A 21,745-nucleotide genomic window follows, 5' to 3' on the forward strand; every position below is an offset into this window, starting at 1 on the left:
CTAGACCCTACGGCCGGCCTGCGCCCGGTACCAGGACACCAGCGCGTCGGTCGAGGAGTCGCCGGCCGGTTGCGGCGGTGCCGTCGAGGTGAGCGGCTCCAGCAATTCGATCGCGGCCGCCTTGCCGAGTTCCACTCCCCACTGGTCGAAGGAGTCGATGTCCCAGATCGTGCCCTCGACGAACACCTGGTGCTCGTAGAGCGCGATCAGCTGGCCGAGGGTGCCCGGTGTCAGCTTCGGCGCGAAGATCGTCGTCGACGGCCGGTTGCCCGGCATCACCTTGTGGGCGACGAGGTCGGGGTCGACGCCCTCGGCGGCGATGTCCTCTGCGGTCTTGCCGAAGGCGAGCACCTTGGTCTGGGCGAGGACGTTGCTGATCAGCAGATCGTGCATCGACGTGCCGTCCTCGGTGGTCACATCGCGGAACGGCCGGGCGAAGGCGATGAAGTCGGCCGGGATCATCCGCGTGCCCTGGTGCAGCAGCTGGAAGAAGGCGTGCTGACCGTTGGTGCCCGGCTCGCCCCACCACACCTGGCCGGTATCGCAGGTGACCGGGTGGCCGTCGCGGGTGACCGATTTCCCGTTCGACTCCATCGCGAGTTGCTGCAGATAGGCCGTGAACCGGGCCAGATCGTTGGAGTAGGGGAGGACCGCCCGATTGCCCGCGTCGAAGAAGTTGTCGTACCAGACGGCCAGCAGACCGAGGATCGCCGGAGCGTTGCGCTCCAGCGGCGCGGTCGCGAAATGTTCGTCGATGGTGCGGAAACCGTCCAGGAACTCGGCGAAACCGTCTTTGCCGACGGCGAGCATGACCGACAGCCCGATCGCCGAATCCACCGAATAGCGCCCGCCGACCCAGTCCCAGAACTCGAACATGTTCGATTCGTCGATGCCGAACTCGCGCACCGCGGCCGCATTGGTGCTGACGGCGACGAAATGTCGCGCTACCGCGGCGTCGTCGCCCAGCGCCTCGACGAGCCAGGTGCGCGCCGCCCGTGCGTTGGACAGCGTTTCCAGGGTGGTGAAGGTCTTCGACGAGATGACGAACAGCGTGGTCGCGGGGTCGACGGCATCGAGGGTGGCGAGGATGTCGGCGGGATCGACGTTGGACACGAAGTGCGTCGCGGGCCCGTCGTGATAGTCGCGGAGCGCGCGCGTCACCATCTCCGGTCCGAGGTCCGAGCCCCCGATGCCGATGTTGACGACATCGGTGATCTTCTGCCCGGTGAATCCGAGCCAGGCCCCCGACCGCACGTCGTCGGTGAAGCGGCCCATGGCGTCGAGGACGCGGTGGACGTCGGCGACGGCGTCGCGCCCGTCGACGGTCAGCACCGCGGACCGGGGCAGGCGAAGCGCCGTGTGCAGCACCGCGCGGTCCTCGGAGGTGTTGATGTGTTCCCCGGCGAACATCGCGTCGCGCTGTTCTTCGAGGCCGACCTCGCGGGCCAGGCTGAACAGCAACTCCAGCGTCTCGCGGGTGACCCGGTTCTTCGAGTAGTCGATATGCAGATCGCCCGCGTCGACCACGAGGTCGCTCCCGCGGCCGGGGTCGAGGGCGAACAGTTCCCGCAGTGTCGTGGCGAAGACGTGGGGCTGATGACCGGCCAGTGCGTGCCACGACTGGGTGGCCGTCACATCGCTCATGGCTCCTACCCTATGGGGTTTGGGGCAGGGCCGCTCGAACCGATCTCACCATCCGAACCCGCGTCAGCGGCCCAGCGGTCCCCGGCCGAGGCGGAGCAACAGCATCGCCAGGGTGTGGCCCTCCTGGCCGAGTTCGGCGAACCGGTCGAGGACCTTCACCTCCCGGCTGTGCACCAGGCGCGGACCGCCCGACGCCATGCGAGCGGCCCCGATCTTCTTGGAGACCGCCGAGCGCCGCTTGACCGCGGCGAGGATGATCGCGTCGAGCCGGTCGATCTCGCCGCGCAGCACGTCGATGTCGTCGGGCAGGACGGCGACGTCGTCGTCGAGGCGGTACGCGCTGGCGTCGAACGGGGCGTTGGTGTCGAAGGGCTGCGATTCGTCACTCATCGGGATGATTTTGCCACGTACAGTTCGTGATGTGACCGGTGCTATCGCTCGATTCGCGCTCGCGTTGATCGCGGTGTACGTCGCGGTGCGCCTCGCGCTCGTCGCCAGCGGCGGCTTCTACTGGGATGACCTGATCCTCATCGGCCGCGCCTCGACCCACAACGTGTTCGGCTGGGAATACCTCACCCACAACCACGACGGCCATTTCATGCCCGGTGCCTTCTTCGTCGCCGGGCTGACGACACTGATCGCCCCGACCCAGTGGTGGCCGGCGGCGCTGACGCTGGTGGTGCTCGCGGCGGCGGTGGCGCTGGCCGTCTGGCGGATGATCCGGCTGCTCGCCGGACCCGGTGCCCGCGACTCGTGGGTGACGGTCGGCGTCCTCGCGTTCTTCCTCTTCACGCCGATGACCGTGCCCTCCTTCGTGTGGTGGGCGGCCGGCCTGAATTCGTTGCCGATGCAGTTCGCGATGGCCTGGCTGATCGGCGATGCCGTGCTGCTGTGCCGCGGAAACCTCGACGAGAAGGCCCGGCGACTCGTCGTCATTCGCAGCGCGGTCGTCTACTTCGTCGCGCTGGTGTGTTTCGAGAAGGCGCTCTACGTCGTTCCGGTCGTCTTCGTCGCGACCGTGCTCTGGTGCCGGTACAACGCCGTCCGGGCCGACGGCTGCGAAGTCGACGGTCCGCTGGCCGCCGCGTTCACGCGGGCCAAACCGCTGTGGCTCGTGCTGGTCCCGATGACCGTCGCCTGGGCGGTGGTGTTCCTCTCCGCCACGGGCGGCCAGGGCGCCGCCGGCCAGCACAGCATCACCCAGACGCTGCATCTGGTGTGGCGCTCCGTCAACAACGCGGTGCTGCCGTCGCTCGTGGGCGGGCCGTGGACCTGGGACCGGTGGATTCCGAGCCCGCCGATGGGATTCGCGCCGGTGTGGCAGATCGTCGCCGGGTGGCTGGTACTGATTCTGGTGGTCGGGCTGATCGCGCGCTACCGGCCGGCGGGGCTGATGGCGGTCGGGGCGGCGGCCGTGTACGTATTCGCCGCGCAGATCCCGGTCATGTGGAACCGGTCGAGCGGCAACACCGCCCTCGAGCTGGCGCAAACGATGCGCTATCTGCCCGACGCGGCGCTGGTGATGACGGCGGCCCTGGCGCTGGCGGTTGCTGCCCCGCGCGCACGGGTCGTACCCGCGCCCGCGGCGACCAGGGCGGTGGCCGTCGCGCTCGTCGTGGCGATCGCATCCTCGGGGTGGGGGTTGTGGAACTTCTCCGCGTCGTGGCGGAACAATCCGACGCCGGACTATCTGCGCACCGCGCGGGCGTCGTTGACCTCCGACCCAGAACGGACCATGTTCGACCAGGCCTTGCCGCTGGAGGTGCTGACCCCGGTGGCGAATCCCGAGAACCAGATCAGCCACACCTTCGGCCGCGTCCGGCCGCCGGTTCGCTTCGGCACGGTCACCGACGATCTCAAGGTGCTCGACCAGCGCGGGCGGCTCGTGCCCGGGGGCGTGACCCCGGCGCGCACCTTCGCCGCCGGAGCGGGGGACTGCACGCGTCCGGAGGTGCGCAGGCTCACGCGCGTCCCGCTGTCCGGACCGCTGCTGAACTGGACCTGGACCATCGCGCTGAGCTACTGCGCGAACCGCGACGGCCGGCTGTCGGTGCAGTTGGCCGGGGGCCAGCCGGTGACCGTCGATCTGCGCGCCGGGTTGCACGTCGTCTACATCCAGACCACCGGGCGGGGCACCGCGATCACGCTGCGCCCGCTGACCCCCGGGTTGGCCGTGCACACCGGTGAAGGCCGCGTCGGCGAGGTCGCCGAGGCCGCGCTGCTGAAGTAGCCCTCGCCGGAGATCCGGTCGCCGCGCGCCGGACGCCGGGGCTGTCGGAGCATCCCGGTAATCTGGACGTCGAGATGAGTGCTGAGGAACTGCTGCGCGGACTGAACCCACAGCAACGCGAGGCGGTGGTGCACACCGGATCTCCGTTGCTGATCGTCGCCGGCGCGGGATCGGGGAAGACCGCGGTGCTGACGCGGCGCATCGCCTACCTGCTGGCCGAGCGCGACGTGCACCCCGGCCAGATCCTCGCCATCACGTTCACCAACAAGGCGGCGGCCGAGATGCGCGAGCGCGTCGTCGGCCTGGTCGGCGGTGCCGGCCGGGCCATGTGGGTGTCGACTTTCCACTCCATGTGCGTGCGGATGCTGCGCGCCCAGTCCGGGCTGCTCGGCGAGACGATGAACTCCAACTTCTCCATCTACGACGCCGACGACTCCCGCCGGCTGCTGGGGATGATCATCCGCGACCTGGAACTGGATCCCAAGAAGTACTCGGCGCGCGGTCTCGCCGTCGCCATCTCGAACTTCAAGAACGAACTGGTCGGCCCCGAGGACGCCAAGCCGGCCGACGCGGCGGACGACTCCGCCGACGTGGTCGTCGCCCAGGTGTACGACCTCTACCAGCGCAGGCTGCGCGCGGCCAACGCGTTCGACTTCGACGACCTGATCGGCGAGACGGTGGCGCTGCTGCAGCGGCATCCGGAGGTCGCACAGTATTACCGGCGTCGGTTCCGGCACATTCTCGTCGACGAGTACCAGGACACCAACCACGCCCAGTACGTCCTGATCCGCGAGCTGACCGGCGATGACGAGGGGGCCGATCCGCCGCCGGCCGAGCTGTGCGTCGTCGGTGACGCCGACCAGTCCATCTACGCCTTCCGCGGTGCGACGATCCGCAACATCGAAGAGTTCGAGCGGGATTTCCCGAAGGCGCACGCCATCCTGCTCGAGCAGAATTACCGGTCGACGCAGACCATCCTGTCCGCGGCGAACGCGGTGATCGCGCAGAACCCCAACCGGCGGCCGAAGCGGCTGTGGACCGATTCGGGGGACGGCGACCCGATCGTCGGCTACGTCGCCGATTCCGATCGCGACGAGGCGACGTTCATCGCCGGCGAGATCGATTCGCTGACCGACTATTCCATCGGCGGGTCGTCGAGCCGGGCGTATTCCGACATCGCCGTCTTCTATCGCACCAATACCGGGTCACGATCGCTGGAGGAGGTGTTCGTCCGGCACGGTATCCCCTACAAGGTCGTCGGCGGCACCAAATTCTACGAGCGCAAGGAGGTGCGCGACGTCATCGCCTACCTGCGCACCGTCGCCAACCCGGACGACACCGTCAGTCTGCGCCGCATCCTCAACACACCGCGCCGCGGCATCGGCGACCGGGCCGAGGCGTGCGTCGCGGTACACGCCGAGAACCGGGGAATCAGCTTCTATCAAGCGTTGCTGGACGCCACGCAGGGTTCGGTACCGCTGCTGAACACCCGCGCGGTCAACCAGATCGGCGGCTTCGTCGATCTGATCGAAGGGCTGCGCCGCGAGTTCCTGGCGACCTTCGGGTCGGGCGAGGATGCCGACGCGATCACCCTGGACGCGACCGCGGAGGGTGCCGACGTCGGCGAACTCGTCGAGGCGATCGTCGACCGCACCGGGTACCGCGCCGAGCTGGAGGCGTCCCGCGATCCGCAGGACGGCGCCCGCCTGGACAACCTGAACGAGCTGGTCGCCGTCGCCCGCGACTTCAGCGCGACCGCGGCCGAGGAGGCGGCCGTCGCGCCGGTGGCCGATGACGGGCCAGCGGTCGGCGCGCAGGACGAGGGCGAACCCGAGCCCGGCTCGCTGGCGGCGTTCCTCGAACGTGTCTCGCTGGTCGCCGACGCCGATCAGGTGCCCGATTCCGAGGCGGGCGTCGTCACGCTGATGACCCTGCACACCGCGAAGGGGCTGGAGTTCCCGGTCGTGTTCGTCACCGGTTGGGAGGACGGGCATTTTCCGCACATGCGCTCGCTCGGCGATCCGGTCGAGCTCAGCGAGGAGCGGCGGCTGGCCTACGTCGGCATCACCAGGGCCAAGGAGCGGCTGTATCTGACGCGCGCGCTGGCCCGCGCGTCGTGGGGTCAGCCCGTGTCCAACCCGGAGTCGCGGTTTCTCGCCGAGATCCCTGGGCACCTGATCGACTGGCGGCGCACCGAGCCGAAACGCTCGGCGTCACGGCACCGCGCGTCGGGCGCGTTCGGGTTCGACTCGGGCGGCGGCGGGTTCGACCCGTACCGGTCGCGCGGACGCGACTCGTACGGCGAGCCGACGCGCGGGCGCAACCGCCGCGAGAACTACGACATCGGCGACCGGATGAACCACCCCAAGTACGGGCTGGGCAAAGCAGTCGGCAAGGAGGGCAGCGGCCCGACCGAGCGGATCACCTTCGACTTCGGCGGCAGCGTCGGCCGGATGACGTTCATGACGCTCGGCGGGCTGCCTGGCGAGAAGCTGTAGCCGCCGCGCGCCTGCGCAAACCCGACATTAAGCGACATACCCGACACGGAAACCGTGTCGGGTATGTCGCTAAGTGCGGGGTTTTGCGGATCTAGCCGGTGTAGCCGGACATCCGCACGCCGTGCTGGGCGAGCCAGGGCATCGGATCGATCTTGGTCGAGCCGTTCTTCCAGACCTCGAAGTGCACGTGCGGGCCGAAGGAGAAGCCCTCGTTGCCGACCAGGGCGATGACGTCGCCGGCGGTGACGTGCTGGCCCTTCTGGACGAGGACGCCCGACGAGGACATGTGGCCGTACATGGTGACGGTGCCATCGGCCGCCTGGACCTGAACCCAGTTGCCGTAGCCCGACGCGGGACCCGCGGCGATCACGACGCCGTCGTGGACCGCGTGGATCGGGGTGCCGAGCGGAGCGGCGAGGTCGAGACCGCCGTGGAAGGAGCCCCAGCGGGGACCGAAGGCGGAGGTGAACGAGTACACGCCCATCGGAATGGGGGAGGTGTACATCGGGCGGCGCTTGAGGTTCTCCCGCGCGGCCTCGGCGGCGGCGAGGGCCTTGCCCTTCTCCAGGCCGCGGGTGTACGCGCTCATGTCGGTGTCGGTCGTCCCGGCGACGACGCCCGGCCCCTGGTCGGGGGTCCCGTCGGCGGCGGTCGCCGTGGTCGAGGACTTGTCCGCCGAGGTCGCTTGGGCCGCGGCGGCGACAGCGGCACCCGCGGCGAGGGCGACGAGCGCGGCCCGGCCGCCCTTGAGCGTGGTCGGGGGTGCGCTGATGCGGTGCTTGCCGCTCTTGCGCGCCGGACGAGTCGTCGTGCGCTTGATCGGCAGTTCGTCGATCTCGCCCGATTCGACGAGGTCGGTGGGCTGCGAAGGCGTGAGGGTGGTGGAGGGGTTCGCGGCCTCGCGGCGGAACTCGCTCTCCGGGATGGCGATGTCCTGGGTGATCTCGGAAGTCGTGACGGCGTCCGAATCAAGGCTTCGGCCACTGCGTACGGTGCCCGTCCAGCTCGGTCGGTCGAGCGTCAGATCGTCCAGGTCATCGTCGAATTCACTGGGGAAAACGGTGGTAGCGCGAGAGGCGACGACTGCCGAAGCGTCGACTGGGGTGACGAAGCGACGCCCTGCGTGCTCGATAACCCCGTTCCGTTCGTGGGCCACTGATCCCTGCCTAACTGCCATATTCACACGGTCTTCGTAATCATTTCGTGACTTGGCACCTCAACGAAGGTATCGGAGTCGATGCGTCAAGTCCAACGAACCGCCAGATTTGTTGGAAGTCAGTGACAAGTTCCACAGTTGGGCCCGAGCCCGGCGCCGGTCCCACGACTGTCCTATCGTGCCTGTTGGGGAGCCGGGCGAATGACCCGTCCGGCCGGGGATTAAAGTCCGAGTATCGCCCGCGTCACATCCAGAAGGCGGGCGCACACAGAAATGGTGAGCCGAATGGATCTCTTCGAATACCAGGCGAAGGAATTGTTCGCCAAGCACGGGGTTCCCACCACACCGGGACGGGTGACCGACAGTGCTGCCGACGCACGAGCCATTGCCGAGGAGATCGGCAAGCCCGTGATGATCAAGGCGCAGGTCAAGACCGGCGGTCGTGGCAAGGCCGGCGGCGTCAAGTTGGCGCCGACCCCCGACGACGCGCAAACCCACGCCGAGAACATCCTCGGCCTCGACATCAAGGGCCACATCGTCAAGAAGCTCCTGGTCGCCGAGGCCAGCGACATCGCCGAGGAGTACTACATCTCCTTCCTGCTCGATCGCGCCAACCGCACCTACCTGGCCATGTGCTCGGTCGAAGGCGGAATGGAGATCGAGGAGGTCGCCGCGACCAAGCCCGACCGCCTCGCCCGCGTCGCGGTCGACGCCGTGAAGGGCGTCGACCTCGCGACGGCCCGCTCGATCGCCGAGCAGGGCCATCTGCCCGCCGAAGTCCTCGACGCCGCCGCCGTCACGATCCAGAAGCTGTGGGAGGTCTTCGTCGCCGAGGACGCCCTGCTGGTCGAGGTGAACCCGCTGGTCCGTACTCCCGACGACCAGATCCTGGCGCTCGACGGCAAGGTCACGCTCGACGGGAACGCCGATTTCCGCCAGCCGGGTCACGTCGAGTTCGAGGATCGCGACGCGACCGATCCGCTCGAACTCAAGGCCAAGGAGCACGACCTCAACTACGTCAAGCTCGACGGCGAGGTCGGCGTGATCGGCAACGGTGCCGGACTGGTGATGTCCACCCTCGACGTCGTCGCCTACGCCGGTGAGAACCACGGCGGCGTGAAGCCCGCGAACTTCCTCGACATCGGCGGCGGCGCCTCGGCCGAGGTGATGGCCGCCGGACTCGACGTCATCCTCGGCGACGAGCAGGTCAAGAGCGTCTTCGTCAACGTCTTCGGCGGCATCACCGCCTGCGACGCGGTCGCCAACGGCATCGTCGGCGCGCTGAACACCCTGGGCGACACCGCGAGCAAGCCGCTCGTCGTCCGCCTCGACGGCAACAAGGTCGACGAGGGCCGCAAGATCCTGGCCGACGCCAACCACCCGTTGGTGACCCTGGCCGAAACCATGGACGACGGCGCCGACAAGGCCGCCGAACTGGCGAGCAAGTAAGGGGCGCGCAGAACATGTCGATCTATCTGAACAAGAACAACAAGGTCATCGTCCAGGGCATCACCGGCGGTGAGGGAACCAAGCACACCGCACTCATGCTCAAGGCCGGCACCAACGTCGTCGGCGGCGTCAACGCGCGCAAGGCCGGCACCACGGTCAGCCACGTCGACGCCGACGGCAACGCCGTCGAACTACCGGTGTTCGCCACCGTCGCCGAGGCGATCGAGAAGACCGGCGCCGACACCTCCATCGCCTTCGTGCCGCCGGCCTTCTCCAAGGACGCGCTCATCGAGGCCATCGACGCGGAGATCCCGCTGCTGGTGGTCATCACCGAGGGCATCCCGGTGCAGGACAGCGCCTACGTGTGGGCCTACAACGTCGATAAGGGCGAGAAGACTCGCATCATCGGCCCGAACTGCCCGGGCATCATCACGCCCGGCGAGTCGCTGGTCGGGATCACGCCGAACAACATCACCGGCAAGGGGCCGATCGGCCTGGTGTCCAAGTCGGGCACGCTGACCTACCAGATGATGTACGAGCTGCGCGACCTCGGATTCTCCACCGCCATCGGCATCGGCGGCGACCCGGTCATCGGCACCACCCACATCGACGCCATCGAGGCCTTCGAGAAGGACCCGGAGACCAAGCTGATCGTCATGATCGGCGAGATCGGCGGCGACGCCGAGGAGCGGGCGGCCGACTACATCAAGGCCAACGTCACCAAGCCGGTCGTCGGCTACGTCGCCGGGTTCACCGCGCCCGAGGGCAAGACGATGGGCCACGCCGGTGCGATCGTGTCCGGCAGCTCGGGCACCGCGCAGGCGAAGAAGGAAGCGCTCGAAGCGGCCGGGGTCAAGGTCGGCAAGACGCCGAGTGAGACCGCGCAGCTGGCCCGCGAACTCTTCGAGAACCTGGCCTGATACCCGGGCCCCGCGCCCAAACCCAGCAGATCGCGTCTTACCCCGCACCGAAACGGTGCGGGGTAAGACCTTTTTCTGCAGGGTTTGCCGGTGAACCGCCACTACGATGACCGGGTGTCCGACGTTTCAGTGCCGCGGGTTGTCGACGGCGAGGTAGTCGCTCAGCGCACCGCCGAGAGGTCGGTGTGGTCGGGCCCGCTCGGGCTTCCCGGCCGGGTGGCAGGTGGAGCGGTACGAGCCGTGTCGCGCGTCCCCGTCGTCGGGCGTGCCGTCGATGCCTCGGTCGGCCTCGCGGTCACCGCGGCACAGGATGCCCTGACCGTCACGCGCGACACCGCGGCCGCGATCGCCCGGGAAGCGGTGTCGATCCTCACCACCGAGACCGACCTGACCGGGTTGATCGAGAGCATCGACCTCGACCGCCTCCTCGGCGGGATCGACCTCGACCGGGTACTGCGCCGCATCGACGTCAACGCGCTGGTCGAGGGGGTCTCGACGTGGACGCAGTGGTGCGGCGGGTGGATCTGAACCGTGCGCTGGCCGGCGTCGACATCGAGGAACTGCTGGCCCGCATCGACCTCGATGCGCTGGTGGCCCGGCTGGACATCGACGCGATCGTCGACCGGATCGACCTCGACCGCGCGGTCGGCCGGATGGATCTCGACCGCGTCGTGCATTCGATCGATCTGGTCGCGCTGGCCAACGAGGTCATCGACGGGGTGGACCTCCCCGAGATCATCCGGGCGGCGAGCACGTCGGTGACGGCAGATGTGATGACTGACGTCCGAAGCAGCGGTGAGCGCGCCGACGACGCCGTCGCGAACGCGATCGGCCGGTTGCTGCGGCGCAAAGCCGCCGTCGATACCGTCGCGCCGGACGGACCGGAGAGCGGCGGCGATGTCTGAGCACCGCGAGTCCGACGCCGACCGCCCGGCCGGGATCGTCAGCCGCGGCATCGCGGCGCTCGTCGACACGGCCGTCGTCGTGGCGATCCTGGTCGCCGTCTACCTGGGCATCGTGTTGTTCCGGCTGGCGGTGCAGGTGCGCGAGTTCGCCTTCCCGGCCGTCCACGTCGCGTTCACCACGACGGGCTTTATCGTCGTCGCGATTCTGTATCTCTGCGCGTGCTGGGCGGTCTCGGGGCGCACGGCGGGATCGGCGGTGATGGGTCTGCGCGTCACCGGTCACGACGGTGCGCAGATCAGCGCTCCGGTCGCGCTGGCGAGGGCGGTGATCAGCGTCTTGTTCGCCATCGGTTTGGCCTACTCGGCGATCGACGCCCGCCGCCGATCGGTCGCCGACGTCGTGCTGCGCACCCGCGTCGTCTATTCGCGGTGAGCGCCGTATCGGCGGCGGTGCCGGGCCGCGGGGGGGCGGGTCGGAACGGTGGGAGAGTGGAGTCATGACCGAACTGCTGCCACTGGATCCCGATCAACTGCTGACGACGACGAGGTCGGTGCGCAAACGGCTCGACCTGAATCGCCCGGTGTCCCTCGACATCATCCGCGAAGCACTCGACGTGGCGCTGCAGGCACCCAGCGGAAGCAACAGTCAGGGCTGGCACTGGATCGTCATCGACGACGCCGAGAAGAAGCGCCGGATCGCCGACCTGTACCGGAAGTCCTTCGCGCCGTACATCGCCGCACAGGGCGAGCGCGACGAGACCGGGAAGCGCGTCGCGTCGAGCGCCAGCTATCTCGCCGAGGTGCTCGAGCGGGTTCCGGTGTTCGTCATCGGCGCCATCCACGTCGGGAAGAAGGGCCTGCCGGAAGGCAACCAGGCGGGCGTCTGGGGCTCGCTGCTACCCGCGGCGTGGAGCCTGCAACTGGCGCTGCGCGCCCGCGGTCTCGGTTCGGCCTGGACGACGCTGCACCTGGTCTACGAGCGGGAGGTCGCCGAGATCCTCGGTATCCCCGACGGCATCGCCCAGGGTGTCCTGTTGCCGGTCGCGTACTACACCGGAACGGACTTCAAACCGGCACCGCGCCGGCCGATCGACGAGGTGCTGCACATCAACGAATGGTGACGCGGACCTACGATGAGTCCATGCCGGATTCACCGTCGGAGGCTCCGATCACCTCGCGCGGCCGTGCGAAAGCGGCGCGGCGCGCCGAGATTCTCGCCGCCGCGGCCCGGTTGATGGCGAAAAGCGGCTTCACCGGTGTCCGTCTCGAGGACATCGGGGCCGCGGTCGGCATCAGCGGGCCGGCCATGTACCGGCATTTCGAGTCCAAGTCCGCCCTGCTCGACGAAATGCTGGTCGATATCAGCGAACGCCTGCTCTCGGGCGGGGAAGCGGCCATCGCCGAGGGCGGCACCGGCATCGACATACTGCGCCGGCTCATCGATTTCCACATCGACGTGCTGGTCACCAAACCCGACCTCATCACCGTGCAGGACCGGGACCTGTCCTCGCTGACCTCCGAGGCGAATCACCGGGTCCGCCTGCTCCAGCGGCGCTATGTCGAGCGGTGGGTCGACGTCGTTCTCGACTGCGCGGCCGTCGGCGAACTCCCAGACGTCAGCCGGGACGAGGCCCGGGTCCGCGTCCACGCGATGTTCGGCCTGCTCAATTCGTCGCCGATGCTGCCGGCGTTCCCGGCGGCGCAGTTGCGCCGGCTGCTGACCGCGATGGCCCTCGCCGCGCTCGGGGCGCGGACCGACGCGGACGGCTGAACTCCCGCCTGCAAGTGTGAGACCGGGTCACAGCGCGTCCAGCCGGCGCGCGAGTTCGGTGCGGTACTTGGCGACGTTGCCCATCTTGATGCTCTCGTACCCGCGCACCAGGTCGGGCAGTTCGGCGATGGCCACGGCCGCGGCCAGTCGATCCGGGGACGGCGCGTTCCCCAGACGGGCCAGCAGGTCCGCGACGACGCCTCGGTACTCGGCGACGAGTTCGCGCTCGGTGCGCCGGACCTCGGTGCGGCCGAAGGGGTCGAACGGCGTGCCGCGCAGCCGCTTCATCGTCGACAGCACGTGCAGCACGGGCCGGGCCCATCGGCCGAAGGCGATCTTCTCCCGCTTGCCCAGCGCTCGCAGGACCGGCGGATGCAGCCGGACGGCCGTCCTGGCATCGGCGCCGAAGGTGTTGGCGACGCTCGCGGCGAACTCCTCGTCCTCGGTCAGCCGCGCCACCTCGTACTCGTCCTTGTAGGCCATCAGCTTGTAGAGATTGCGCGCCACCGCGTCGCTCAGCTCCTCGCCCAGCCCGCTCGCGTGCACCTGTGCCACCTGCGCCAGATATTCGCGGGCGTAGGCCTCGCTCTGATAGGCGATCAGTTCGTCGTAGCGGCGGGCCACGGTGGCGGCGAGTTCGCCGCCGACGCCGGGCAGGGTCGTGACGGCGGCTCGCGCGGCGTCGCTCGGCTCATAGGCGGGCGGTGTCACCCGGACCGAATCGGCCGCCCGGGTGAGAGCCGCGGGATCGGCGACGACCTGGCGACCGCGGCGGAAAGCCTGGATGTTCGCTTCGACGGCCACCCCGTTGAGTTCGACGGCGCGCTCGATCGATGCCGCGCTGATTCCGACCGCTCCGGTCTGATACGCCGCGCCGACCATCAGCATGTTGGCGTATTGCTCGTCGCCGAACAGGTCTTCGGACACCGCGCCGGCGTTCAGATAGACCGCTCGTGCGACATTCTCGTCGATGGTGGAGTGCACCCGCTGTGCGCTGGGGAAGCCGACCTCGGTCGACGTGACCATCGCGCCCGTCGGCACCCTGGTCGTCGACATGACGGCGACGGTCTTGGCGGGCGAGGCCACCTTCAGGTGGGCCGGGTCGGTGGCGACCAGTTGATCGCACGCCAGATAGACGTCGCAGTCCCCTGCGGCGACCTTCGCCGCCTGCTCGACCGGTTGTGCCGAGACCTTCAGATCGCTGACCACCGCGCCGCCCTTCTGGGCGAGTCCGGTCATGTCGACGGTGCGGGCGCTGTGTCCGTCCAGGACCGCGGCGGTCGCCAGGATCTGTGACACCGTCACCACGCCGGTGCCGCCGATACCGGTCACCCGGACGGTGAAGCCCCGGTTCGCCGACGCCCGGCCGGACGGCTCGGGTACGGCCCGCGCGGACAACGGCGGTACCCGTCGTCGTTCCTGCCGTTCGCCCGGCGTCACGGTCACGAAGGCCGGACAGTCGCCGGCCAGGCAGGAGAAGTCGTAGTTGCAGGAGCTTTGGTCGATCTGGGTCTTGCGGCCGAATTCGGTCTCCACGGGATGCACCGACAGACAGTTCGATTTCTCGCCGCAGTCCCCGCAACCCTCGCAGACGCGCTCGTTGATCATCACGCGCTGGGCCGGGGTGTCATAGGCGCCGCGCTTGCGCTTGCGGCGCTTCTCGGCCGCGCAGTACTGGTCGTGCACCAGAACCGTGACGCCGGGGACGGCGGCGAGTTCGCGCTGCACGTCGAGCATGTCGTCGCGATGACGGACCGCCGCCGCGTGCGGCAGGCCGAGCGAGCGCGTGCGCTTGACGTCGTCGGTGGTGACGACCACCCGCGACACTCCTTCGGCGAGGAGCAGCGTGACGATCTCGGGCAGCGTCATCTCGCCGACCGGGTCCTGCCCTCCGGTCATCGCGACGGTGCCGTTGTAGAGGAGCTTGTAGGTGATGTTTTCGCCCGATGCCACCGCGGCGCGCAGGGCCAGCGACCCGGAGTGCAGGAAGGTTCCGTCGCCGATGTTCTGCACGAAGTGGCCTTCGTCGACGAACGGCGCCATCCCGATCCACTGCGCGCCCTCGCCGCCCATCTGGGTGATGCCGGTGACGTCGCCGACCTGGTGCGGATCCATCAGCAACGCCATGGCGTGGCAGCCGATCCCGGCCCCGACGAGGGAATCGGCACCGACCTTGGTGGAGCTGTTGTGCGGGCAGCCGGAGCAGAAGTAGGGCGTCCGCACCGCGAGGGGGAGCAGCATGCGCTCGCGTCGATCGGCGTGCTCGTCGAGCCACCGCGCCGCGGATTCGATCCGGTGGCGGCGGCCGAGGCGATCGGCGAGCCCGCGGGTCACCGCATCGACGTCGAGTTCGCCGAACCGGGAGAACAGCGTCGAGCCGTCCTCGTGCGCCTTGCCGACGATGGCCGGCACGCCGGGGCGCCGGAAGAGGATGTCGCGCATCATCGTCTCGATGAAGTCGCGCTTCTCCTCCACGACGATCACCTCGTCGAGGCCGTCGATGAACCGGTCCAGCACGTCGGTCGTCATCGGGTAGACCATGCCGAGTTTGAGGATGCGGATGCCGAGGCGGGCCAGGTCCCCGTCGGCAATGCCGAGGAGACGCAGCGCCTCGCGCACGTCGAGGTAGGTCTTGCCCGCCGCGACGATGCCGATGCGGTCGTCGGCGGTGCGGGCGACGATCTGGTTGAGACCGTTCAGGCGCGCGTACTCCACCGCTCGCGGGAGCCGGATGGTGAGCTGATTCTGCTCGAGTTCCATGAGATTCGCGCCGAGGAGAGTTCCGCTCGGGATGTGCGGACTGGCGCCCAGACCGCCGTATTCGGGGACGACCAGGTTTGGGCCGACGATCGCGGTCGATGCGCCGTCGGCGACGTGCGCGGAGATCTTGAGCGAGGTCCACAGCCCCGACACCCGGCTCATCAGCGCGGCGTGCACCCCGAAGTCGAGGATGTCGGCGCTGTCGGCGGGGTAGAGGATCGGAATGTAGAGGTCGGCCAGGGCCATCTCGGATGCGCACGGCACCGTCGAACTCTTCGCGCCCGGATCGTCGCCCACCAGCGCGACCGCGCCGCCGCTCGGATGCGTGCCGATGAGATTCGCGTGACGCAGGGCGTCGGTCGCGCGGTCGAGGCCGGGCGCCTTGCCGTACCAGTAGCCGACGACGCCGTCGCGCCGCTCGCCGGCCGGGTCGGCGGCCAGGTGGCCGGCGCGGGCCGCGATCTGCGAACCCATCACCGAGGTCGCCGCGATCTCCTCGTTGAGGCCGGGCCGGTGCACGATGTCGAGGGGTGCCAGTAGTGCCCGTCTGCGGGCGATCTCCAGGTCGTAGCCGGCGAGCGGTGACCCTTCGTATCCGGAGATGAACGAGGCGGTCCGCAGACCGTCGCGGCGGTCGACGACGGCGCGGTCGCGAATCATGCGGACCAGCGCCTGGATCCCGGTGAGGTAGACGGTGCCCGATTCGCGGGTGTAGCGGTCGTCCAGCGAAAAGGCGGCGGGCGGCGCAGAGGGGGCTGAAGCGGTGAGGCTGAGGCGGTGCGCGCGGTCATCAGCGAGGGTCATGGGATCACCCGGCCTTCGTATTCAGCTCCGGCGCCGGAGTCCATCGGTGGCGGCGCCCGGCGGCGAGGCGGTGTGTTCGTCGGTCCGCGGGGTGTGCGGGCCTGCCCCAAGCCTACGAAGATTTGTGATCCACGTCACGCACCGCGAGAGAATCGGCAGCGGGCGTGACAAGTGTGGGGTGCGTCACCTAAACTCATCTCAGTTAATCACTACTAACTGAAAGGCGTGTGGTGGCCAGCACCAACGACGAAGCCGCTGCCGGCGCGACGTCTGCCGGACAGTCGTCGGCTGCGCCGCGCCGCGCCGCGCACGAAGCGAACATCGGCACCTTGCGCCATCGCCTCGCCACGGCCGCTGCCGGCGGCGGTGAGAAGGCGCGCGAACGTCACCTGTCGCGCGGCAAGCTGCTAGTCCGGGACCGTATCGACGTCCTGCTCGACCCGGGTTCCCCCTTCCTCGAGATCGCCCCGCTCGCCGCGTTCGGGATGTACGACGACAAGGCGCCGAGCGCGGGAGTGGTGGCCGGAATCGGCCGGGTCCACGGCCGCGAATGCATGATCGTCGCCAACGACGCCACGGTGTCCGGGGGCACCTACTATCCGGTCACGGTCAAGAAGCACCTGCGTGCCCAAGAAGTGGCGGCCGCCAACCGTCTCCCGTGCGTCTATCTCGTCGACTCCGGCGGGGCGATGCTGCTCCAGCAGGACGAGGTCTTCCCCGACCGCGAGCACTTCGGGCGGATCTTCTTCAACCAGGCGACGATGAGCGCCGCGGGCATTCCGCAACTCGCCGCCGTCCTCGGCTCGTCGACGGCCGGCGGCGCGTACGTCCCGGCGATGAGCGACGAGAACGTCATCGTGGCCGAACAGGGCACGATCTTCCTGGCCGGTCCGCCGCTGGTCAAGGCGGCAACCGGCGAAGACGTCAGCGCCGAGGACCTCGGCGGCGGCGCCATGCACTCGTCGGTCTCCGGTGTCACCGACCACCTCGTCGACAACGACGAGCAGGCGCTGGCGAAACTGCGCGAGATCGTCGCCACCCTGGGTCCGCGCGAGCCCGCCCAGTGGGAGACGGAGCCGACCCGGGAGCCGTCGCGCCCGCAGGCCGACCTCTACGACGTCGTCCCGACCGACCCGCGAATCCCCTACGACGTGCACGAGGTACTCGAAATCCTCTCCGACGGCGGCGAGTACACCGAGTTCAAGGCGAACTACGGCACGTCGCTGGTCACCGCGTTCGCCCGCATCCACGGCCACCCGGTCGGTTTCGTCGCCAACAACGGCGTCCTCTTCTCCGAGTCCGCGCTAAAAGGCGCCCACTTCATCGAACTGTGCGACCGCCGCCGGATTCCGCTCGTGTTCCTGCAGAACATCACCGGGTTCATGGTCGGCCGCGCCTACGAGGAGGGCGGTATCGCCAAGAACGGCGCCAAGATGGTCACCGCCGTCGCGTGCGCGCGCGTGCCGAAGCTGACCGTGATGATCGGAGGCTCCTTCGGTGCGGGCAACTACTCCATGTGCGGCCGTGCCTATTCGCCGCGCTTCCTGTGGTCCTGGCCCAATGCGCGGATCTCGGTGATGGGCGGTCCGCAGGCCGCCGACACCCTCGCCACCGTGCGCCGCGCACAGCTGGAGCGCTCGGGCCAGACGTGGCCGGATGCCGACGAAGAGGCCTTCAAGGAGCCGATCCGCCGGCAGTTCGAGCAACAGAGCGACGCCTACTACTCGACGGCGCGCCTGTGGGACGACGGCATCATCGATCCCGCCGACACCCGCACGGTGCTCGGCCTGGCGCTGGAGGCCTGCCGGTACGCGCCCCTCGACCCTGTCAGCAACGGCGTCTTCCGGATGTGACGACATGACTACCGCAACCACCGCTTCCGCCGCTCCCACGCGGACCATCCGCAGCGTCCTCGTGGCCAACCGGGGTGAGATCGCGTGCCGCGTGATCGCATCGCTGCGCGCCATGGGAATCCGTTCCATCGCCGTCTACTCCGACGCCGACGCGCACGCCCCGCATGTCGCCGCCGCGGACGTGGCCGTGCGCCTCGGACCGGCCCCGGCGGCGCAGAGCTATCTCGACATCGACAAGGTCGTGCGCGCCGCGGCGCAAACCGGTGCCGACGCCGTTCACCCCGGCTACGGCTTCCTCTCGGAGAATCAAGAGTTCGCCGGGGTCCTGGCCGCGGCCGGCATCGTCTTCATCGGTCCGCCCGCGACGGCCATCGCGACCATGGGCGACAAGATCGCGGCGCGGGAGGCGGTGACGCGGCGCGACGTTCCGGTGGTCCCGGGACTGTCGCGGCCCGGACTCACCGACGACGACCTGATCGCCGCCGCACCGGATATCGGCTTCCCGGTGCTCATCAAGCCGAGTGCGGGCGGCGGCGGCAAGGGCATGCACCGCGTCGAGAACCCCGCGGACCTGCCCGCGGCGCTGGCCACCGCGCGCCGGGAGGCGTCGGCCGCCTTCGGCGACGACACGCTGTTCCTCGAGCATTTCGTCGATACGCCCAGGCATATCGAGGTGCAGGTTCTCGCCGACGAGCACGGCACGGTGATCCATCTGGGCGAACGCGAGTGCTCGCTGCAGCGCCGCCACCAGAAGGTGATCGAGGAGGCGCCGTCGGCCCTCCTCGACGCCGCGACGCGCGCCCGGATCGGCGAAGCGGCCTGCGATGCCGCGCGCAGTGTCGGCTACACCGGTGCGGGCACCGTCGAGTTCATCGTCTCCGCGCACCGGCCCGACGAGTTCTTCTTCATGGAGATGAACACGCGCCTACAGGTCGAGCATCCCGTCACCGAGATGGTCACCGGGATCGACCTGGTGGAACAACAGATCCGCGTCGCCCGGGGCGAAGCCCTCACCATCGCCCAGGAGGACGTGGTGCTGAGCGGACACGCCGTCGAGGCGCGGGTGTACGCAGAGGATCCGGTACAGGGGTTCCTGCCCACCGGCGGAACCGTCCGGACGCTCGTATGGCCGGGGGGAGCCGGCGTACGCGTCGATGCCGGCATCGAAACCGGATCGGTCGTCGGCACCGACTACGACCCGATGCTCGCGAAGATCGTCTGTCACGGCGCCGACCGCACCGAGGCGCTCGACCGGCTCGACGAGGCGCTGGCCAAGGCCGTACTCGTCGGCGTCGGCACCAATATCGAATTCTGCCGTTACGTCCTGGGCCGGCCCCAGGTCCGTGACGGCGACCTCGACACCGAACTGCTAGACCGCCTCGTCGCCGACTACGAACCTCCGGCGCCCACCCCCGCGGCGCTCGTCGCCGGGGCATTGGGCACGCTGTCCCTCGGCCGTCCCGACGACGTGTGGAGCAGCGCCGTCGCGTTCCGGATCGGAGCGCCGTCGCCGATCGTGACGCGCCTGGTCTGCGACGGCCGGAAGTACACGGTGTCGGCGCTGGTCACCGAATCGGACCTGCGCACCGTGCACGCGGAGACGACGATCACCGACGAAGACGCCGGCGGCGAACCGTGGCACGGGTCGGTCTATCTCAAACCGCGCGACGGCCACGCCGTCACCGTGCGCTGCGACGGAATCGGCTCGCGATGGGTCGTCGAGCCGACGGGCGGACTCGCCCAGCGCTGGGTGTGCGGCGAAGAGGGCACCTGGATCATGCAGCAGGCGCACGTGCTCGAATCCTCCGGCGACGCCGACGCGGCCGGCGACGTGCGCAGCCCGATGCCCGGCACCGTCGTCGACGTCCCCGGTGTCGACGGGAGCACCGTCGAGGCGGGCGACCCACTGGTCGTCGTCGAAGCGATGAAGATGGAGCACACGCTGCGCGCGCCGGTCGCCGGCACGGCGTCGATCACGGTGACCGCCGGTGAGAAGGTCGACGCGTCGCAGGTTCTCGCGCATGTGACGGCCGTGCCGGCCGGCACCGAAGAAGACCGAACCGAATGATGGAGGAGCGCCGCAGATGGAACTGACGAGCGAGTACACCGACCTGATCGCCAGCGTGCGCGACTTCACGCGCCAGGTCGTCGCGCCGGTGTCCTACGAGCACGACCGGGAGAAGACCTTCCCCTACGAGGTCGTCGCGCAGATGGGCGAGATGGGGCTGTTCGGCCTGCCCTTCCCCGAGGAGTACGGCGGGATGGGCGGCGACTACTTCGCCCTGGCCCTGGCGCTGGAGGAGCTGGGCAAGGCCGACCAGTCGGTGGCGATCACGCTGGAGGCGGGGGTCGGGCTCGGCGCCATGCCGATCTACCGGTTCGGCACCGAGGAACAGAAGCAGCGGTGGCTGCCCGACCTCGTCGCCGGAAAGCGGTTGGCCGGGTTCGGCCTGACCGAGCCGGGCGCGGGCAGCGACGCGGGCGCGACGGCCACGACGGCGGTCGCCGACGGCGACGAGTGGGTGATCAACGGGGCCAAGCAGTTCATCACCAACTCCGGGTCCGACATCACGTCGCTCGTCACGGTGACCGCGGTGACCGGCACGGGCGACGACGGCAAGAAGGAGATCTCGACGATCATCGTCCCGGCCGGCACGCCCGGCTTCGTCGCCGAACCCGCCTACGACAAGGTCGGCTGGCACGCGTCGGACACGCACCCGCTCAGCTTCACCGACGTCCGCGTGCCGGCGGAGAACCTGCTCGGCACGCGCGGACGCGGCTACGCGAACTTCCTGTCGATCCTCGACGAGGGGCGCATCGCGATCGCCGGCCTGGCAACCGGCGTGGCACAGGGCTGCGTCGACGAGTGCGTCAAATACGCCGGGGAGCGCAAGTCCTTCGGCAAACCCATCAACTCCTACCAGTCCATCTCCTTCGCCATCGCGCGGATGGAGGCCAGGGCGCACGTCGCCCGCACCGCCTACTACGACGCCGCCGCCAAGATGCTCGCCGGCAAACCGTTCAAGAAGGAGGCGGCGATCGCCAAGATGATCTCCAGCGAGGCGGCGATGGACAACGCCCGGATGGCCACGCAGATCCACGGCGGCTACGGATTCATGAACGAGTACCCGGTCTCCCGCCACTACCGCGATTCGAAGATCCTGGAAATCGGCGAGGGCACCACGGAGGTGCAGCTCATGCTCATCGCCCGCGCGCTGGGACTGCCGTCGTGACCGGCGCCGCCCTCCCGCCGGCCAAACGGGTCACCCAGCGCGGACTCTGGTTCGAGGAGTTCGAGATCGGTGCGGTCTACGAGCACCGGCCGGGCCGCACCGTCACCGAGGCCGACAACGTCCTGTTCACCACGCTGACGATGAACACCCAGGCGCTGCATCTCGATGCGGCCTGGTCGGCGGAACAGCCGGGATTCGACGGGCAGCGGCTCATCAACTCGATGTTCACGCTCTCGACCATCGTCGGCCTGTCGGTGGCCCAGCTGACCCAGGGCACCCTGGTCGCCAACCTCGGCTTCTCCGATATCGCGTTCCCCGCGCCGATGTTCGCCGGCGACACGCTCTACGCCGAGACCGAGTGCACCGGAAAGCGGGAATCGAAGTCCCGGCCGGGGGAGGGCGTGGTCAGCTTGACTCACATCGGACGTAACCAGGACGGCGTCGTCGTCGCCCGGGCGTCGCGGTCCACCCTGGTGCGGCTGCGACCGGAAACAGACTGAACAACGAACAAAGGGTGAGGTG

At 69.1% G+C, this 21,745-nt stretch carries 17 protein-coding genes; 13 read left to right on the top strand and 4 right to left on the bottom strand.

Features of this window, described 5'->3' with window-relative positions; translation table 11 throughout:
* Entirely contained in the window at positions 1-1,644 is a 1,644-nt protein-coding gene (gene pgi, locus GOARA_RS11155; protein WP_007322475.1) for a glucose-6-phosphate isomerase, read from the bottom strand.
* 63 nt (positions 1,645-1,707) lie between these two features.
* A complete protein-coding gene (locus GOARA_RS11160; RefSeq protein WP_007322476.1) occupies positions 1,708-2,034 on the bottom strand; it encodes a chorismate mutase in 327 nt (108 codons plus the stop codon).
* A 31-nt stretch (positions 2,035-2,065) separates the two neighbouring features.
* Between GOARA_RS11160 and GOARA_RS11165 the strand changes: the two genes are divergently transcribed.
* Positions 2,066-3,874: a hypothetical protein gene (locus GOARA_RS11165; protein ID WP_245548411.1), complete on the top strand. Its 1,809-nt coding sequence runs from the start codon at positions 2,066-2,068 to the stop codon at positions 3,872-3,874.
* Positions 3,875-3,948: 74 nt separating this feature from the next.
* Positions 3,949-6,372 (top strand): UvrD-helicase domain-containing protein, encoded by a 2,424-nt coding sequence (locus GOARA_RS11170; RefSeq protein ID WP_007322478.1) that lies wholly within the window; start codon positions 3,949-3,951, stop codon positions 6,370-6,372.
* Between the two features lie 91 nt (positions 6,373-6,463).
* Here the strand turns inward: GOARA_RS11170 and GOARA_RS11175 are convergent, their stop codons facing one another.
* Positions 6,464-7,528 carry a M23 family metallopeptidase gene (locus GOARA_RS11175; RefSeq protein ID WP_007322479.1) on the bottom strand — a complete coding sequence of 355 codons (1,065 nt, stop codon included), beginning with the start codon at positions 7,526-7,528 and terminating at the stop codon, positions 6,464-6,466.
* Positions 7,529-7,813: 285 nt separating this feature from the next.
* Here GOARA_RS11175 and sucC point away from each other — a divergent pair, with 285 nt between their 5' ends.
* The 7 genes from sucC (at position 7,814) to GOARA_RS11205 (ending at position 12,573) form a co-directional block, all read left to right on the top strand.
* Positions 7,814-8,977, top strand: a complete 1,164-nt coding sequence (gene sucC / locus GOARA_RS11180; RefSeq protein WP_040522882.1) for an ADP-forming succinate--CoA ligase subunit beta — start codon at positions 7,814-7,816, stop codon at positions 8,975-8,977.
* A 14-nt stretch (positions 8,978-8,991) separates the two neighbouring features.
* Complete coding sequence (gene sucD / locus GOARA_RS11185; protein WP_007322481.1) at positions 8,992-9,897, top strand: succinate--CoA ligase subunit alpha; 906 nt, start codon at positions 8,992-8,994, stop codon at positions 9,895-9,897.
* Between the two features lie 114 nt (positions 9,898-10,011).
* Positions 10,012-10,425 (top strand): hypothetical protein, encoded by a 414-nt coding sequence (locus GOARA_RS19835; RefSeq protein ID WP_138947657.1) that lies wholly within the window; start codon positions 10,012-10,014, stop codon positions 10,423-10,425.
* The gene (locus GOARA_RS19840; RefSeq protein ID WP_007322483.1) at positions 10,395-10,802 is read left to right on the top strand and encodes a hypothetical protein; all 408 of its coding nucleotides are present in this window, start codon (positions 10,395-10,397) and stop codon (positions 10,800-10,802) included. The genes GOARA_RS19835 and GOARA_RS19840 overlap by 31 nt, the downstream gene beginning before the upstream one ends.
* The gene (locus tag GOARA_RS11195) at positions 10,795-11,235 is read left to right on the top strand and encodes an RDD family protein (protein WP_007322484.1); all 441 of its coding nucleotides are present in this window, start codon (positions 10,795-10,797) and stop codon (positions 11,233-11,235) included. The genes GOARA_RS19840 and GOARA_RS11195 overlap by 8 nt, the downstream gene beginning before the upstream one ends.
* A 64-nt stretch (positions 11,236-11,299) precedes the next feature.
* Complete coding sequence (locus GOARA_RS11200) at positions 11,300-11,923, top strand: nitroreductase family protein (protein WP_007322485.1); 624 nt, start codon at positions 11,300-11,302, stop codon at positions 11,921-11,923.
* Positions 11,924-11,943: 20 nt separating this feature from the next.
* A complete protein-coding gene (locus GOARA_RS11205) occupies positions 11,944-12,573 on the top strand; it encodes a TetR/AcrR family transcriptional regulator (RefSeq protein WP_040522888.1) in 630 nt (209 codons plus the stop codon).
* 27 nt (positions 12,574-12,600) lie between these two features.
* On the opposite strand, the gene GOARA_RS11210 is transcribed toward GOARA_RS11205, so the two are convergent.
* The gene (locus GOARA_RS11210; protein WP_007322487.1) at positions 12,601-16,137 is read right to left on the bottom strand and encodes an indolepyruvate ferredoxin oxidoreductase family protein; all 3,537 of its coding nucleotides are present in this window, start codon (positions 16,135-16,137) and stop codon (positions 12,601-12,603) included.
* Between the two features lie 230 nt (positions 16,138-16,367).
* On the opposite strand from GOARA_RS11210, the gene GOARA_RS11215 reads away from it, so the two are divergent.
* Genes GOARA_RS11215 through GOARA_RS11230 form a run of 4 tightly spaced genes read left to right on the top strand, consistent with a single transcriptional unit; the run spans position 16,368 to position 21,723 of the window.
* The gene (locus GOARA_RS11215; RefSeq protein ID WP_007322488.1) at positions 16,368-17,990 is read left to right on the top strand and encodes a carboxyl transferase domain-containing protein; all 1,623 of its coding nucleotides are present in this window, start codon (positions 16,368-16,370) and stop codon (positions 17,988-17,990) included.
* A gap of 4 nt (positions 17,991-17,994) precedes the next feature.
* Positions 17,995-20,058 (top strand): acetyl/propionyl/methylcrotonyl-CoA carboxylase subunit alpha, encoded by a 2,064-nt coding sequence (locus GOARA_RS11220; RefSeq protein WP_007322489.1) that lies wholly within the window; start codon positions 17,995-17,997, stop codon positions 20,056-20,058.
* Between the two features lie 16 nt (positions 20,059-20,074).
* Positions 20,075-21,223: an acyl-CoA dehydrogenase family protein gene (locus tag GOARA_RS11225; RefSeq protein WP_007322490.1), complete on the top strand. Its 1,149-nt coding sequence runs from the start codon at positions 20,075-20,077 to the stop codon at positions 21,221-21,223.
* Positions 21,220-21,723: a MaoC family dehydratase gene (locus tag GOARA_RS11230; RefSeq protein WP_007322491.1), complete on the top strand. Its 504-nt coding sequence runs from the start codon at positions 21,220-21,222 to the stop codon at positions 21,721-21,723. Before GOARA_RS11225 ends, GOARA_RS11230 begins: the two co-directional genes overlap by 4 nt.
* Positions 21,724-21,745 lie beyond the last annotated feature (22 nt).

Source organism: Gordonia araii NBRC 100433 (genome assembly GCF_000241265.1).
GTDB lineage: Bacteria > Actinomycetota > Actinomycetes > Mycobacteriales > Mycobacteriaceae > Gordonia > Gordonia araii.